This window comes from Pseudomonas mercuritolerans (assembly GCF_025706525.1).
Taxonomy (GTDB): Bacteria; Pseudomonadota; Gammaproteobacteria; order Pseudomonadales; family Pseudomonadaceae; genus Aquipseudomonas; species Aquipseudomonas mercuritolerans.
Genome location: NZ_JAMSHA010000002.1, coordinates 45,067 through 60,616, shown reverse-complemented (window position 1 = coordinate 60,616; position 15,550 = coordinate 45,067). Strand labels below are relative to the sequence as shown.

Annotated in this window: 11 protein-coding genes; 3 read left to right on the top strand and 8 right to left on the bottom strand. The window is 59.6% G+C overall.

Annotated elements, in window-relative coordinates:
* Positions 1–10: 10 nt before the first annotated feature.
* From ND528_RS05020 to rpsU, 4 genes are all read right to left on the bottom strand, one after another.
* Positions 11–3,757: a bifunctional diguanylate cyclase/phosphodiesterase gene (locus ND528_RS05020; protein WP_212617275.1), complete on the bottom strand. Its 3,747-nt coding sequence runs from the start codon at positions 3,755–3,757 to the stop codon at positions 11–13.
* 125 nt (positions 3,758–3,882) lie between these two features.
* Positions 3,883–5,730 (bottom strand): RNA polymerase sigma factor RpoD, encoded by a 1,848-nt coding sequence (gene rpoD, locus ND528_RS05015; RefSeq protein WP_039757703.1) that lies wholly within the window; start codon positions 5,728–5,730, stop codon positions 3,883–3,885.
* Between the two features lie 67 nt (positions 5,731–5,797).
* Complete coding sequence (dnaG, locus tag ND528_RS05010; RefSeq protein WP_024014549.1) at positions 5,798–7,762, bottom strand: DNA primase; 1,965 nt, start codon at positions 7,760–7,762, stop codon at positions 5,798–5,800.
* A 486-nt stretch (positions 7,763–8,248) separates the two neighbouring features.
* Positions 8,249–8,464 carry a 30S ribosomal protein S21 gene (rpsU, locus tag ND528_RS05005; protein ID WP_002551877.1) on the bottom strand — a complete coding sequence of 72 codons (216 nt, stop codon included), beginning with the start codon at positions 8,462–8,464 and terminating at the stop codon, positions 8,249–8,251.
* 199 nt (positions 8,465–8,663) lie between these two features.
* On the opposite strand from rpsU, the gene tsaD reads away from it, so the two are divergent.
* Positions 8,664–9,689: a tRNA (adenosine(37)-N6)-threonylcarbamoyltransferase complex transferase subunit TsaD gene (gene tsaD, locus ND528_RS05000; protein WP_039757706.1), complete on the top strand. Its 1,026-nt coding sequence runs from the start codon at positions 8,664–8,666 to the stop codon at positions 9,687–9,689.
* Between the two features lie 23 nt (positions 9,690–9,712).
* Here the strand turns inward: tsaD and plsY are convergent, their stop codons facing one another.
* On the bottom strand, positions 9,713–10,282 hold the full coding sequence (gene plsY, locus ND528_RS04995) for a glycerol-3-phosphate 1-O-acyltransferase PlsY (protein WP_024014548.1): 570 nt from the start codon (positions 10,280–10,282) through the stop codon (positions 9,713–9,715).
* A 74-nt stretch (positions 10,283–10,356) separates the two neighbouring features.
* Between plsY and folB the strand changes: the two genes are divergently transcribed.
* Positions 10,357–10,713, top strand: coding sequence for a dihydroneopterin aldolase (gene folB / locus ND528_RS04990; protein WP_016772885.1), 357 nt, complete (start codon positions 10,357–10,359; stop codon positions 10,711–10,713).
* Positions 10,704–11,222: a 2-amino-4-hydroxy-6-hydroxymethyldihydropteridine diphosphokinase gene (gene folK, locus ND528_RS04985; RefSeq protein WP_130911391.1), complete on the top strand. Its 519-nt coding sequence runs from the start codon at positions 10,704–10,706 to the stop codon at positions 11,220–11,222. The genes folB and folK overlap by 10 nt, the downstream gene beginning before the upstream one ends.
* An 85-nt stretch (positions 11,223–11,307) precedes the next feature.
* Here the strand turns inward: folK and ND528_RS04980 are convergent, their stop codons facing one another.
* From ND528_RS04980 to ND528_RS04970, 3 genes are all read right to left on the bottom strand, one after another.
* Positions 11,308–12,537 (bottom strand): multifunctional CCA addition/repair protein, encoded by a 1,230-nt coding sequence (locus ND528_RS04980; RefSeq protein WP_130911390.1) that lies wholly within the window; start codon positions 12,535–12,537, stop codon positions 11,308–11,310.
* A 63-nt stretch (positions 12,538–12,600) separates the two neighbouring features.
* The gene (locus tag ND528_RS04975; RefSeq protein ID WP_024014545.1) at positions 12,601–14,163 is read right to left on the bottom strand and encodes a SpoVR family protein; all 1,563 of its coding nucleotides are present in this window, start codon (positions 14,161–14,163) and stop codon (positions 12,601–12,603) included.
* Positions 14,160–15,431, bottom strand: a complete 1,272-nt coding sequence (locus ND528_RS04970) for a YeaH/YhbH family protein (RefSeq protein ID WP_056786661.1) — start codon at positions 15,429–15,431, stop codon at positions 14,160–14,162. Before ND528_RS04970 ends, ND528_RS04975 begins: the two co-directional genes overlap by 4 nt.
* Positions 15,432–15,550: the final 119 nt, after the last annotated feature.

Here is a 15,550-nt window from a genome sequence, read left to right as displayed (position 1 = left end):
AGGCGGCGGATTATAGCGACGGTTTCGCGGCTGTGCTATCCGAAAAATCCGATACGGTTACATGCAGAAACGTCGCGGCGAATTCGTCCGGTGGCAGGGGCAGGCTGACGATGTAGCCCTGGATCTGTTCACAACCTTCTGCGGCGAGGAATTGTTGTTGCGCCTGGGTTTCCACGCCTTCGGCGATCACAGTGAATTGCATGCTGCGACCGAGCGCGATGATGGCGCGCACAATCGCCGCGTCGTGGGGGTCGTCAGGCAGTCCGCGGACGAAGGACTGGTCGATCTTGAGGATGTCCAGTGGCAGGCGTTTGAGGTAGCTGAGCGAGGAATAGCCGGTGCCGAAGTCATCGATCGCCAGCTGCACGCCGAGGTGCTTGAGCTGGTGCAACACTGCCAGCGCCTCTTCGGCCTGACTCATGATGAAATTCTCGGTAATTTCAAGTTGCAGTAAATCCGGCCTGAGGCGGTTGTCCTTGAGCAGTTGCTCGATGCGCACCAAGAGGTTCGGTTGACGCAGTTGCGCGCCGGCGAGGTTCACCGACAGCGGCCCCAGCGGTTGGTAGATCTCGTTCCACTCGAACATTTGCCTGCAAGCGGTTTCCAGCACCCAATCGCCGATCTGCAGGATCATGCCGTTCTCTTCCGCCAACGGAATGAAATGCTCGGGCGGCACGTCGCCGAAGGTTGGGTGGCGCCAGCGAATCAGCGCCTCTGCACCGACCAGACTGTGATCGACCAGGCTGATTTTCGGTTGGTAATAGAGAAACAGCTCATCACGCTCGATGGCACGGCGCAGTTCGTGTTCCAGCGCTATGCGCTCGCTGGCCTGGGCGGTGAGGTCGCGGGTGTAGCTTTCGACGCGGTTGCGTCCTTTGGCTTTGGAGCGGTACATCGCCGCGTCGGCGTTTTTCACCAGGGTGGCCACATCGCAACCGTCGCGCGGATAGAGGCTGGTGCCAATGCTGGCGCTGATAAAGAACTCGTGTTCGCCGGCCTGGAACGGCGCGCCGAAGCAGTTGAGCAGTTTCGTCGCGATGTTGTCGGCGTCGCTGGCTTGCTGCAAGCCCGGCAACAGGATGATGAACTCGTCGCCGCCCAACCGTGCGACTGTGTCGATATCGCGCAGTTGCTCCTTCAAGCGCACGGCGATGCCCTTGAGCAACAGGTCGCCGACCGGGTGGCCGAGGCTGTCGTTGATGTGCTTGAAGCGGTCGAGATCGAGAAACAGCACCGCGCCCTGGCCGCCATTTTCCTGCTGGCTGGTCAGGGCCATTTGCAGGCGGCTCTCGAACAAGGTGCGGTTGGGCAAACCAGTGAGCGGATCGTGGTGAGCCTGGTAATCGAGCTTGGCCTGGGCATGCTTGAGGCTGGAAATATCGGCGAACACCGCAACGAAGTGAGTGATGAACTTGTCGCGATTGCGCACGGCGCTGATGGTCAGCCAGCTCGGGTACAGCTCGCCGTTCTTGCGCCGGTTGGAAATCTCGCCTTGCCAGTGTCCCTCGTCGGTCAATTGATGCCACATCGCCGCGTAGAAAGCGCTGTCATGCAGCCCTGACGCCAGCAAGCGTGGCGTGTGGCCCAGTGCTTCGCTTTCGCTGTAGCCGGTAATTTCGGTGAAGGCACGGTTGACCGCGCTGATGTGTTGTTGGGTATCGGTGATCAGCACGCCTTCTGCCGTACTCTCGAAAACGGTCGCGGCCTGCTGCAGTTTTTCCTGCATGAGATGGCGTTCAGTGATGTCGCGGGCGATGGTCAGCATGCAATCCTCGTCGCCGATCGGCAGCGGGCGACTGGACACTTCGCACAGGCGAATCTGCCCGTCACTGCGACGGATGTGGCATGTGAAGTCGCGGACGAAACCGTCGCGTTGCAGCAGGTCAAGCATCTGTTTGCGTTCGTTGAGGTTGACCCAGATGCCCAGATCCAGCGTCGAACGATCCACCGACATCGCGCTGTTGAAACCGGTGATGCGGCTGAAGCCTTCATTGACCTCCAATAGCAGGCCGTCGCTCTGGCGTGACAGCAGCAGGCCGTCCGGCGACGCATGGAAAGCCTTGGCGAATTTCTCTTCAGAAGTTTGCAGTTGCTGTTGGGTTTCCTTGAGCTGGCTGATGTCGCGCACCACGACCACCAGCGCCGGCGTGGTGTCGAGGTCGAAAGGCTCGGCGGAAATCAGCCCGGTGAAGACTTGGCCGTTGTTGCGGCGAAAGGGCATTTCCAGATTACGGATGCTGCCGGCCTGCAAACGCTGCAAGAGGCCCGGCCCGACGCCGGGAATGCCCCAGATATTGAGGTTGGTGGCGGTCTGGCCGATCACGTCCTCGGCCCTGAGGCCGATCTGCTCTTCGAAGGCCTCGTTGACCTCCAGCAGGCAGCCGTCGGACAGGCGTGCAATCACCAGAATGTCCGGGCATTGCTCGAACACCGAAGCGAACTTCTGCTCGGACAGCCGCAGCGCTTCTTCGGTGCGTTTGATTTCGCTGATATCGATCATCAACCCGCGCATCACCGGTTCGTGGCCATGCTCGATCAGGCTGACGATATCGCGCACCCACAGGCAGCGGCCGTCAGCGGTTATCACGCGGTAATCGACGATGTGATCGCGGCCCTGGCGTAGCGCTTCCTTGCAATAGTTCTGCGTGCGGGTCAGGTCGGCGGGGTGAATGATGTTATGCCAGAAGCCCGGAATCAGCCAATGGGACTGTGGATAGCCGAGCAAGTCTTCAGCATGCGGCGAAACATAGCTGTAGGTGAAGTCGCTCATCCGCGCTTCCCAGGCGATCGCCGACAGGCTCTCGACCAGGCCGCGGTAGTGATATTCGCTGCTGCGCAATTCCTGTTCGAGGTCGATGCGCCGGGTGATTTCCGAGCTCAGGCGGCGGTTGATGCGAATCACCACGGCCAGCACTGTCATCAGCAGCAACAGGCCGGGCAAGCCATACATCAGCAGATCTGACCAGAACGTCCGGTGGTCGAGCACGTTACCGACCCAGTGTTCCTGGATGCTGCTGATTTCTGCCGGCGTCATATCGGCGAGGACTTTATCGAGGATGCCCACCAACATCTTGTTATCGCGGGGCACGGCCATCGCCAATTGATAGCGATATGGGGTTTCGCCGCTGACGTAGAGGCCGTCGAGCTTGAGCTGGCGCAGGCTCCAGACGCTGGAAGCGAGATCGCCGACCACCGCGTCCACTTCATCGGTCGCCAAAGCTTGCAGCGCCGAACTGACGTTGGGCATGGCGACCAGATTCAGGTCGGGGTGGTGAGTGCGTAGCAGTTCGTGGGGAGCGTAGTTGTCCACCACGGCGATTTTCAGGCCATACAGATCATCGAGTTTGCGCGGCTGGGCGCCACCGACATGGGCGAGGATGACGATCGGGAAGTCGAGGTACGGTCGGGTGAATGACAGATAGTTCTGGCGTTCCGGTGTAGACATGATCCCCGGCAGCAAATCGATCTTGCCCTTCTTGACCTGCTCCAGCACCACCGTCCAGCTCACTGGTTCGATAGGTGTAAGTTTGATCGCCAGGCGTTGACGGATTACGTCGATATAGTCGGCAGCCAGGCCCTGATAACGGTTCTGATCGTCCCGAAATTCGAAAGGCGGCCACGACGCGTCGACACCCAGGCGCAAGTCAGGGTGAGCCGCCAGCCAGCTGCGTTCTTCATCGGTGAGAGTCAGCGCGTCAGCCGTGGCGGTGCAGATCATCAATGACAGCAGAAACAGCACGGGCGCCAGTCTGGGCATAACGCTCTCGTCAGGGCTTGGAGTGATTGTTTCGAGTGTAGACGGGGTACGCGGCGGGAAGGGTGGGGCGGGGAATTTAATCTGCCATAAAACAAAACCCCCGGCCTGGGCCGGGGGTTCTGGTATCACTCGTCGAGGAAGGAGCGCAAATGCTCGCTTCGCGTCGGGTGGCGCAGCTTGCGCAGCGCCTTGGCTTCGATCTGACGAATCCGCTCACGCGTTACGTCAAACTGTTTGCCCACTTCTTCGAGCGTATGGTCGGTGTTCATGTCGATACCGAAACGCATGCGCAGTACCTTGGCTTCACGGGCAGTGAGGCCGGACAGCACTTCGCGAGTCGCTTCCTTCAGGCTTTCCACCGTGGCGACATCGATTGGCGACTGCATGGTCGAGTCTTCGATGAAGTCGCCCAGATGGGAGTCTTCGTCATCACCGATCGGGGTTTCCATGGAGATCGGCTCTTTGGCGATCTTCAGTACCTTGCGGATCTTGTCCTCAGGCATTTCCATGCGTTCGCCCAGCTCTTCCGGGGTCGGTTCGCGACCCATTTCCTGCAACATCTGCCGGGAAATACGGTTGAGCTTGTTGATCGTCTCGATCATGTGCACCGGAATACGGATGGTGCGGGCCTGGTCGGCGATCGAGCGAGTGATCGCCTGACGGATCCACCAGGTGGCATAAGTCGAGAACTTGTAACCACGACGGTATTCGAACTTGTCCACCGCTTTCATCAGACCGATGTTGCCTTCCTGGATCAGATCGAGGAATTGCAGGCCGCGGTTGGTGTACTTCTTGGCGATCGAAATCACCAGACGCAAGTTGGCTTCAACCATCTCTTTCTTCGCGCGGCGGGCCTTGGCCTCACCGATCGACATGCGACGGTTGATATCCTTGATTTCGGCAATGGTCAGACCGGTCTCGGTTTCCAGCGCAATCAGTTTCTGCTGGCAACGGATGATGTCCGGCTGCACGCGACCGATGGCTTCGGCGTACTTGCTCTTGCCTTTGGCCAGGGCGTCGGACCAGCTTTCGTCGACTTCGTTGCCCGGGAACTGACGCAGGAAATCGGCGCGCGGCATACGCGCATCACGTACGCACAACTGCATGATCGCGCGCTCTTGCTGACGCAGGCGATCCAGGGCACTGCGCACACGCTCGACCAGGGCTTCGAATTGCTTCGGCACCAGTTTGATCGGCATGAACAGCTCGGCCAGGGCCAGCAACTCGGCAACCGCTGCCTTGTTGTGACGACCATGCTTTTTCAGGGCCTTGCGGGTGATTTCCATTTGGTCGGCCACGGCGCCGAAGCGCTGCGCAGCAATGACCGGATCCGGACCGCTTTCGGCTTCTTCTTCGTCATCGGAAGATTCGGCTTCATCGTCGTCGGTGTCGTCGTCAGCCTTGACGGCTTTCGGATCGACCGGCGGCGGCACTTCTGCCGCAGGCGGCGCGATGCCGTCGTCCGGGTCGATATAACCGCTCAGGACGTCGGACAGGCGACCACCTTCGGTGGTGACGCGGGTGTACTCGGAGAGAATGTGGTCAACCGTGCCAGGGAAGTGCGCAATTGCGCTCATCACTTCACGAATGCCCTCTTCGATCCGCTTGGCGATTTCGATTTCGCCTTCACGGGTCAGAAGCTCGACCGTACCCATTTCACGCATGTACATGCGCACCGGGTCAGTGGTGCGACCGATATCGGTCTCCACCGCCGCCAACGCAGCGGCTGCTTCTTCCGCAGCGGCCTCGTCGGTATCGGCGTCGGCCAACATAAGGGCGTCCGCATCCGGAGCACTCTCGTGTACGGGGATCCCCATGTCGTTAATCATGCGGATGATGTCTTCCACCTGCTCCGGATCTGAAATATCCTCGGGCAGGTGGTCGTTGACCTCGGCGTAAGTCAGATACTTCTGCTCACGACCCAGTTTGATCAACTCAATAATACGAGACTGCTGTTGCGCTTTTCCGGACATAACACCCTATCCACTGAAGGTCTTGGCGGGCAAAAAACAAGCCGAGGATTATACCTGAGCTATGACCTCACGCGCCAGTTGAGGTCGGGTTTGATGCGGAAACATTGCGACTTAAAAGGTCGCGCAGTTGATTTTTCTCTTCGACGCTCAGTTCGCTTTGCCGCGCTTTCCTGAGTAACTGTTCGAGATTTCGCTCGCGTTGGCGGGCGGACAAGCTAGTAATGGTGTCGAAAAACTGTTGTTCAAGGTTATCTCCGTCAATCAGCCATTCCTTTTCTGCCAGTGCCTTGAGCAAGCGACCCTGTTCAGTACCGTGCCATCGCGCAATCAACTGAAATGAGTTTAGCTTGGGATTCTTCTGTACGGCTTCGAGCAGCGCCACAAGCAGCTGGGCGTTGGTCTGATTTTCATCGGCAATATGCCCGGCGTCTTCGACGCGCTTGGCCAGTTGCGGATGATGGAGCAATGTTCTCAATGCCGTCAGGGTCGGCGATTCGACGCCAATCGGCGTGCGCGGGCGCTGCTGTTCGCGATCGCCACCACGCTTGCCGTTCTTGTCCCACGGTTTCTTGTCCCACTTCTTGCCGCCGGCGCCGGGTTTCTTCGGCGTCCATTCCTGCTGCGGCGCGTACATGTCCTGTGCCTGCGGCTGATGGTAGTCGCTGTAGTCCGGCATGGCATCGTAATCGAAGCCCGGATCGTAGGCGGGCGGTGCTTCCTGCGGCGCACTCTGAACCAGTTGGCTGACGGTCTCGCTGCTGAGGCCGGTGATTTCGGTCAGGCGCTGACGCATCAGGATGCGCAGGTTCGCGCCTGGAACCTTGTCGATCAGCGGTGCGGCGAGGGTGGCCATGTGCGCCTTGCCCTCAAGTGAGCGCGGGTCGGATTCTTCGGTCAGTTGCTGGAAAAAATAATCGGCCAGCGGCTGCGCGTGCTGATTGATGCGCGCCTTGAATGCGTCGGTGCCTTCGGCGCGAACCAGGGTGTCCGGGTCTTCGCCTTCGGGCAAAAACAGAAATCGTGCGCGGCGACCGTCCTGTAGGCACGGCAATGTCGCTTCCAGGGCGCGCCACGCGGCGTTGCGACCGGCCTGGTCGCCGTCGAAGCAGAACAATACGTTCGGCACGACGCGGAACAGGCGCTTGAGGTGTTCTTCGCTGGTCGCGGTACCCAGCGTGGCGACGGCATTGCGCAAGCCTTGCTGGGCGAGGGCGATGACGTCCATGTAACCCTCGACGACGATGATTTCGTCGAGGTTGCGGTTGTTCTTGCGCGCTTCATAGAGGCCGTAGAGTTCCTGGCCTTTATGGAATACCGGGGTTTCCGGTGAGTTCAGGTACTTGGGCTTGTCGTCGCCCAGTACGCGGCCGCCGAAGGCGATGATCCGCCCACGGGTGTCGCGGATCGGGAACATCACGCGATCGCGGAAGCGATCGTAGCGCTTGCCGGTTTCGGCGTTCTCGATCAGCAGGCCGGCTTCGATCATGGCCTTCTGTTGCAGCGTGTCGCTGCTCAGGTGCTTGAGCAGGTTGTCCCAGCCCGGCGGTGCAAAGCCTAGGCCGAAATCCCGAGCGATCTCGCCGGTCAGGCCGCGACCCTTGAGGTAATCCACTGCAGCCTTGCGCGACGGATGACTCTTGAGTGCCTGCCGGTAGAAATCGGCGGCGGCAGTGAGCAGCGGGTACAACGGCGAGTCGGTAGGCTGGCGCGGCTTACGCTCGCGGCCGCTTTCTTCGCGGGGGATTTCCATGCCGGCGGCTTTGGCCAGATCTTCGACGGCCTGTGGGAAATCCAGGTTGTCGTGATCCATGAGAAAGCCGAGGGCGTTGCCGCCAGCGCCGCAGCCGAAGCAGTAATAGAACTGCTTGTCGGGGCTGACGCTGAATGACGGGGTTTTCTCTTTGTGGAACGGGCAACAGGCGGTGTAGTTCTTGCCGGCCTTCTTCAATTGCACGCGCGAGCTGACCACGTCGACGATGTCGGTGCGGTTCAGCAGGTCGTCAATGAAGCTCTGGGGTATCAACCCGGCCATGGCGTTCTCGTCGTCTGCGCTGCAATAAATCCGTTGCGACAGGCTGTCGGACGCGGGCCATTGCTGGAAACGCACAAAAAGTGCGGCTCGACCGGTGTCGTCTGCGTGATCGCTGTCGGGAAGTGTATCTGCCGAAAATCCACTGACGTTAATACCTATCAGTCTTCGACTATGTGAAAGTGTTGCGCTGAATCCGCTGACGGCCGGTTGTCGGCCTCGGATAGCTCAATAAAGCGGGCACGCATGCAGGTGCCTTGGGCTGATCGTCGTAAGAGGAATCAGTGGGTGTGCTCGTCAGTAGCCTTGAAAGGCTCGTCAGAAAAGACGTGCACCGCTGGCAAAAGAGCCAGGCCTGACGCGGTGAAGCAGATTTGTCTCGGTCGCATCGGCGGCGTCGACGGTGAAGCATCAAGCGTTTTACGCAAATGCCATTAGCCCGGCTGAGGGCCGGGCTTAGGCAAGAAGCTTGCTACGAACGTCTGTGGATTAGTACAGACGAACGGCGCGGCGCTGTTCGCGCTGAACTTTCTTGGCGTGACGCTTAACAGCGGCTGCTGCCTTGCGCTTACGCTCAGAAGTTGGCTTCTCGTAAAATTCGCGGCTACGAACTTCAGCCAGTACACCGGCTTTTTCGCAGGAGCGCTTGAAACGACGCAGAGCTACGTCGAAGGGTTCGTTCTCTTTTACTTTGACGGCTGGCATCCAGAGCTACCTTCATTCATTACCGGGGTCAACATCCTCGCGGCAAAAGAGCACTTGAAGACGTCGGTTTTTAAGGGTTGCGGATGTTAACCCCTCATCGCTCGGAATGCAAAGCCTCTGATCGAAAACCGCTGGTCGGGGCATCACGTGGCGACTATTATGCGCGCCTTCGAATTCAGCCTAAACAAGGCGCAAACCCATGCTAGTACTGGGATTAGAAACCTCCTGCGACGAAACCGGCGTCGCATTGTATGACAGTGAACGCGGTCTGCTGGCCGATGCGCTGTTCAGTCAGATCGACCTGCACCGCGTCTATGGCGGTGTGGTGCCGGAGCTGGCCTCGCGTGACCACGTCAAACGCATGCTGCCCTTGATCCGTCAGGTGTTGGCCGAGGCCGACTGCGTGCCGACCGAGATCGATGCGATTGCCTACACCGCAGGTCCTGGCCTGGTCGGCGCGCTGCTGGTCGGTGCGTCCTGCGCGCAGGCACTGGCGTTTGCCTGGGGCATTCCGGCGCTCGGCGTGCACCACATGGAAGGCCACTTGCTGGCACCGATGCTGGAGCCGAAACCGCCTGAGTTTCCGTTCGTCGCTTTGTTGGTTTCCGGTGGTCATACGCAGTTGGTTCAGGTCGACGGCATTGGCCAATACAGCCTGCTCGGCGAGACGCTCGACGATGCGGCCGGCGAAGCCTTCGACAAAACCGCAAAGATGATGGGCCTTAATTACCCCGGCGGGCCGGAAATCGCCAAGCTGGCCGAGAAGGGCGTCGCAGGACGTTTCACTTTTCCGCGTCCGATGTGTGACCGCCCGGGTCTGGACTTCAGCTTCAGCGGCTTGAAAACCTTCGCCCTCAACACCTGGCAGCAATGCGTCAGCGCCGGGGACGACGGCGAGCAAGCCCGTTGCGACATCGCGCTGGCGTTCCAGCAGGCCGTGGTGGAGACTTTGACCATCAAGTGCAAGCGCGCCCTCAAACAGGCGGGCATGAAGCGACTGGTGATCGCCGGCGGCGTCAGCGCCAACAAGGCGTTGCGGGTTTCGCTGGAAAAGATGCTCGGTGATATGAAGGGCGATGTGTTTTACGCACGTCCCGAGTTCTGCACCGACAATGGCGCAATGATCGCGTTCGCCGGTTGCCAGCGCCTGAAGGCCGGTCAGCAGGAAAGTCTGGCAATCACCGTGCAGGCACGCTGGCCGATGGAACAATTGTCGGCGCTGTAATGAGCGACGCTCAGGGACGGCAGCTAGAAATGCCGTTCGCGCCCGGCAAACAGGTCGCGTAGATTGCCGCGATGACGCCAGACAATCAGCAAGGTCAGCGCGCTCATTGGCAGCAAGGCTTCCGGCTCTTGCCAGGCCAGCAACGGCAGGGTCAGCGGTGTGGCAATCAGCGCCGCCAGCGAGCTGGTGCGGGTCAGGTAGAACGTCAGCAGCCAGGCGCAGACCGCCAGCAGCGCGGCGGGTGGATACAGGCCAAGCAGCATGCCGGCGGCAGTGGCAACGCCTTTGCCGCCGCGAAAGCGAAAGTACAAAGGGAACAGGTGACCGATCACGGCGCACACGCCAATCCAGGCCTGATCCTGCAGTGAGAGGCCCGCGCTTGAGGCGATCAGCACCGGCAGCAGGCCTTTGCACAGATCACCGAGCAGGGTCAGGATCGCCAGTTTGCGACCGGCCAGGCGCAGCATGTTGGTGGCGCCGGCATTACCCGAGCCACTCATTCGTGGATCCGGATTTCCGGTCAGGCGGCTGAGCAAAATGGCGAAGGACAGCGAGCCGAGCAGGTAGGCGAGAATCGCCAGTAACCAAAACATGCTAACTATTCCGGGCGAGGACGCCCTGATTCTAACGGCGCATCGCGCCCTTGTCGTGCAGCGGAGAGAAGTGCTTGGACAGAGTGTTTATCGAGGGCCTGGAAGTCGACACCGTGATCGGTGCCTATGACTGGGAGCGCGGCATCCGTCAGTGTCTGCGTCTTGATCTGAGCTTCGCCTGGGACAATCGCCCGGCCGCCGCCGGTGACGACCTGACCCTGGCGCTCGATTACGCCAGCGTTTCCACGCGCATTCAGGCTTTTGCCGAGCAGGCGCAGTTCCAGTTGGTCGAAACCTTTGCCGAGCGTCTGGTTGAAGTGCTCATGGCCGAATTCAAGATCACCTGGGTGCGACTGAAACTGACCAAGCCGGGCGCCGTTCCAGCGGCCAAGGGTGGTGTGGGTGTGGAGATCGAGCGCGGATGTCGCTGACTCAGGTCTACCTCGGGCTCGGCAGCAATATCGAGCGCGAAACCCATTTGCGCGCCGGTCTCGATGCGCTGGCCAAATTTCTGGTGGATATCCGTTGTTCGGCGGTGTTCGAGAGCCAGCCGGTGGGCATCAAAAGCGGGCCGTTCTTCAATTTCGTGGTCTCGGCCTACACGGACCTGCCGTTGATGGAGCTCGATCGGCGCTTGAAATTCATCGAGGCGGACAACGGTCGTTATGCCCCGGATCGCAAGGGCTTGCCGCTGGATATCGACGTGCTGCTGTATGGCGATCTGGTGGGTAACTTCGACGGATTGGTACTGCCGCGTGCGGAAATTCTGAAAAATGCCTTTGTGCTGTGGCCGCTGTCGTTGATTGCGCCGCAGCGGGTGCATCCGGGGGTGGGCCAAAGCTTTGCGACGTTGTGGGCTGAGGCGCAAATTGATCAGGTGTTGGCGCCGGTTGCGTTCGAATGGCGGGGGGAGCAGCTCACGCCTTCGGAGTTGCGGTGATATCAAATGCGCTTTCGCGAGCAGGCTCGCTCCCACATTGGATCGAGGTCTCCTGTGGGAGCGAGCCTGCTCGCGAAGTTTTTTATCAGGCCGTCGCCGCCTCTTTGTAGGCTTTCAACGCCTTCAGTCGTTCCCGCTTCAGCGCTTCGCCCAGTTCCGGCCCCTTGAATCCTTGCTCCAGCAATGGCTGCACCGCCACCGCTCGCGCAGCCTTCGCGGCTCCGCGCAAATAATCCGCCTGTGGATAACTGCGCTGCTCCAGGCCCTTGCGGCCACGGGCGTCCATCTCGCACGCGGCGATAAACTCTTCGAATCGCTGCGGCCGGCGATAGATATCGAAACTCTGCAGCAATTCCAGCAGCGTCGAGGCTTTCAGCTCCAGCGCCCGGTGCCCATGGGTGTGGTATTGCCCGACCAGCAGCGCCAGTTCCTGACAGTCTTTGGGGACTTTGAAGCGCTCGTTGACCGCTTTGATCAGCTTCAGCCCGGTGTGCTCATGGGCGATATGCCTGGGCCATTCTTCTTCCGGCGTGAGGCCTTTGCCCAGGTCATGCAGCAGGCAGGCCCAGCGCACCGTCAGCGGTTGTTTGTGCAAAGCTGACTGCTCCAGCACGCTCAAGGTGTGCAGGCCCGTGTCGATTTCCGGGTGATGGGTCTCCGGCTGCGGTACGCCGAACAAGGCGTCGACTTCCGGCATTAGCTCTTTGAGTGCGCCACAGTCGCGCAAGACTTGGATGAACACCTGTGGATGGTCTTCCAGCAGTGCCCGGGAAATCTCCTTCCAGCTACGTTCGGCAGTCAGCGCCTGTAATTCGCCGGACTCGCTGAGCTGACGCATCAGGTCCATGGTCTCGTCGGCAACCGTGAAGCCCAGCCCGGCGTAGCGCGCAGCAAAACGGGCAACACGCAGGACACGGAGCGGATCTTCGGCGAATGCCGGGGAAACATGGCGCAGGATTCGCGCTTCAAGATCGCGCTGGCCGTGGTACGGATCGGTCAGGTTGAGTTGATCGTCCTCGGCCATGGCATTGATCGTCAGGTCGCGGCGAATCAGATCTTCTTCAAGCGTGACTTCAGGACTTGCATAGAAGGTGAAACCTCCGTAACCGCGTCCGCTTTTGCGCTCGGTGCGGGCGAGGGCGTATTCCTCACCGGTTTTCGGGTGCAGAAACACCGGGAAATCTGCGCCGACCGGGCGGAATCCCTTGGCGAGCATTTCTTCAGTGGTTGCACCGACCACGACCCGGTCGACATCAGTGACCGGCAACCCTAACAGGCGATCACGTACCGCGCCGCCAACCTTGTAAACCTGCATAAAAAACCTCCGTCAGTCCGACAGGATAACCCTTGCGTCAGACTTTCGGAGGCCGGAACCGGATCAAAGATGAATCACGGCCAGATCGAGCCGGCCGTAATCGCCCTCGCTGTGTTCACTGCGTGGCGGCACGTGATGGGTTTTCATGATCTGGTCGCCTTGCAGGGTTTCCAGATGAATGTCGAAGCCCCAGAGCCGGTGCAGGTGCTTGAGCACTTCTTCGGTGGAATCGCCCAAAGGTTTGCGGTCGTGCTGCTGATGGCGCAGGGTCAGCGAGCGATCGCCGCGCCGATCGATGCTGTAGATCTGCACGTTCGGCTCACGATTACCGAGGTTGTACTGCGCAGCCAGGGTTTCACGGATGATGCGGTAGCCACCCTCGTCATGGATGGCCGGCACCAGCAGATCGTCTTTCTGGTCGTCATCGAGAATGCTGAACAGCTTCAGGTCGCGGATCACCTTGGGCGACAGGTACTGCAGGATGAAGCTCTCGTCCTTGAAACTGCTCATGGCGAACTTGATGGTCGACAGCCAGTCGGAACCGGCGATGTCCGGGAACCAGCGGCGATCTTCTTCGGTAGGTTCTTCGCACATGCGCCGAATGTCGCGGTACATGGCGAAACCCAGTGCGTAAGGATTGATGCCGCTGTAGTACGGGCTGTCGAAACCCGGCTGGAACACCACGCTGGTGTGCGAGGTGAGAAATTCCATCATGAAGCCGTCAGTGACCAGGCCTTCGTCATACAGATCATTCATCAGCGTGTAATGCCAGAACGTCGCCCAGCCTTCGTTCATCACCTGAGTCTGGCGCTGCGGATAGAAATACTGGGCGATCTTGCGCACGATGCGCACGATTTCGCGCTGCCACGGCTCCAGCAGCGGTGCGTGTTTTTCGATGAAATAGAGGATGTTTTCCTGCGGCTCGGCCGGGAAGCGGGCGTTGTCCTTGTCGCTGTATTTATCCGCGCCCTTGGGAATGGTGCGCCACAGATCATTGATCTGCTTCTGCATGTGCTCTTCACGATCCTTTTGCCGCCGGCGTTCCTCTTCGGCGGAAATCGGATACGGCCGCTTGTAGCGGTCGACGCCGTAATTCATCAAGGCATGGCAGGAATCGAGCAGATCTTCTACGGCGTCGATGCCGTGGCGTTCCTCGCACTGCATGATGTACTGCTTGGCGAACACCAGGTAATCGATGATCGAACTGGCATCGGTCCAGGTGCGGAACAGGTAGTTGCCCTTGAAAAAACTGTTGTGGCCATAGCAGGCGTGAGCCACCACCAGCGCCTGCATGCAGATGGTGTTCTCTTCCATCAAATAGGCGATGCACGGGTCGGAGTTGATCACGATCTCGTAAGCCAGGCCCATCTGCCCGCGACTGTAGGATTTCTCGGTGCTGAGGAAGTGTTTGCCGTAGGACCAGTGGTGATAGCCCAGCGGCATGCCCACCGAGGCATAGGCGTCCATCATCTGCTCGGCGGTGATCACTTCGATCTGGTTGGGATAAGTATCCAGCGCATAGCGGGCCGCGATCCGGGCGATTTCGCGGTCGTAGGTCTGGATCAGCTCGAATGTCCATTCGGAGCCGGTGGATATGGGTTGGCGCTTCTGCTCTTTGGCGGTCATGTCACTAACCTGCGCTGGAAGAGTTCACGGAAGACCGGATAGATATCTCCGGCCGAGACCAGTTGCTGCTGGGCAAAGGTGTCAGAGAAGGCTTCGGCGATGCGTTCGTATTCGTACCACAGGGCCTGATGTTCGCGCGGGGTGATCTCCACGTAAGTGTAGTACTGCACAAACGGCATGATCTGATTGATCAGGATGTCGCGGCAGATCGGCGAGTCGTCGTTCCAGTTGTCGCCGTCGGAGGCTTGAGCGGCATAAATGTTCCACTCGTTGCTCGGATAGCGCTCGGCCATGATTTCCTGCATCAGCTTCAGCGCGCTGGAAACAATGGTGCCGCCGGTCTCACGAGAATAGAAAAACTCCTCCTCATCCACCTCTCGGGCGCTGGTGTGGTGACGGATGAACACCACGTCGATCTTGTCGTAGTTACGCTTGAGAAACAGGTACAGCAAGATGAAAAAGCGCTTGGCGATGTCCTTGGTCGCCTGCGTCATCGACCCGGAAACGTCCATCAGGCAGAACATCACTGCTTTGGAGCTGGGGTTGGGTTGCTTGACCAGCAGGTTGTATTTCAAGTCGAAGGTATCGAGGAACGGCACGCGGTGAATGCGTGCGCTGAGTTTTTCAATTTCAGCCTCGAGATCCTGGATATCGCCGAAGTTGTCCGGTTCTTCGCGCTTGAGCCGCGCCAGCTCTTCCTTGGCTTCGCGCAGTTTCGCGCGGCTGCTGCCAGACAGGGCAATGCGCCGCGCATGGGCCGAACGCAAGGTGCGGATGATGTTGATCCGTGACGGATTGCCCTCGTTGCTGATCCCGGCGCGTACGGTTTTGAACGTGTCGGTACCGGTCAGATTGCGTTTGACCAGGTTCGGCAGTTCCAGGTCTTCGAACATGAACTCGAGGAATTCTTCCTGAGTGATCTGGAAGACGAACTCGTCCATGCCTTCACCGGAGTTGCCTGCCTTGCCCGGGCCGCGCCCACCGCCGCCTCCCGGTGGACGAGCGATATGTTCACCGGCCGTGAACTCTTTGTTACCGGGATGCACCACGGTCTGCTTGCCGCCGCGTCCATGATGAAGCACCGGCTCGTCGATATCGCGGCCGGGAATGCTGATCTGCTCGCCGTGCTCCATATCCGTGATGGAGCGGCGACTGACTGCCTCTTCGACAGCCTTCTTGATGTGGTCACGGTAACGCCGCAGAAAACGCTGGCGGTTCACCGTGCTCTTGTTCTTGCCATTGAGGCGTCGGTCGATCACATAGCTCATAAGGCCCCTCCGGGGAGCTTCAAGTTTTGAGCTGCAAGCTGCAAGTAAAAGCGAATGCCCGTGTTTTCGGGTTCACGCGCTTGGTTCTTGCAGCTTGTGGCTTATAGCTTGCAGCTGCC

Bases quoted from the DNA above. Each gene is read 5' to 3' on its own strand.
- tsaD (WP_039757706.1), top strand. From the start codon at position 8,664: ATGCTAGTACTGGGATTAGAAACCTCCTGCGACGAAACCGGCGTCGCA.
- plsY (WP_024014548.1), bottom strand. From the start codon at position 10,282: ATGTTTTGGTTACTGGCGATTCTCGCCTACCTGCTCGGCTCGCTGTCC.
- ND528_RS05020 (WP_212617275.1), bottom strand. From the start codon at position 3,757: ATGCCCAGACTGGCGCCCGTGCTGTTTCTGCTGTCATTGATGATCTGC.
- rpsU (WP_002551877.1), bottom strand. From the start codon at position 8,464: ATGCCAGCCGTCAAAGTAAAAGAGAACGAACCCTTCGACGTAGCTCTG.
- ND528_RS04970 (WP_056786661.1), bottom strand. From the start codon at position 15,431: ATGAGCTATGTGATCGACCGACGCCTCAATGGCAAGAACAAGAGCACG.
- ND528_RS04975 (WP_024014545.1), bottom strand. From the start codon at position 14,163: ATGACCGCCAAAGAGCAGAAGCGCCAACCCATATCCACCGGCTCCGAA.
- rpoD (WP_039757703.1), bottom strand. From the start codon at position 5,730: ATGTCCGGAAAAGCGCAACAGCAGTCTCGTATTATTGAGTTGATCAAA.
- folK (WP_130911391.1), top strand. From the start codon at position 10,704: ATGTCGCTGACTCAGGTCTACCTCGGGCTCGGCAGCAATATCGAGCGC.
- ND528_RS04980 (WP_130911390.1), bottom strand. From the start codon at position 12,537: ATGCAGGTTTACAAGGTTGGCGGCGCGGTACGTGATCGCCTGTTAGGG.
- dnaG (WP_024014549.1), bottom strand. From the start codon at position 7,762: ATGGCCGGGTTGATACCCCAGAGCTTCATTGACGACCTGCTGAACCGC.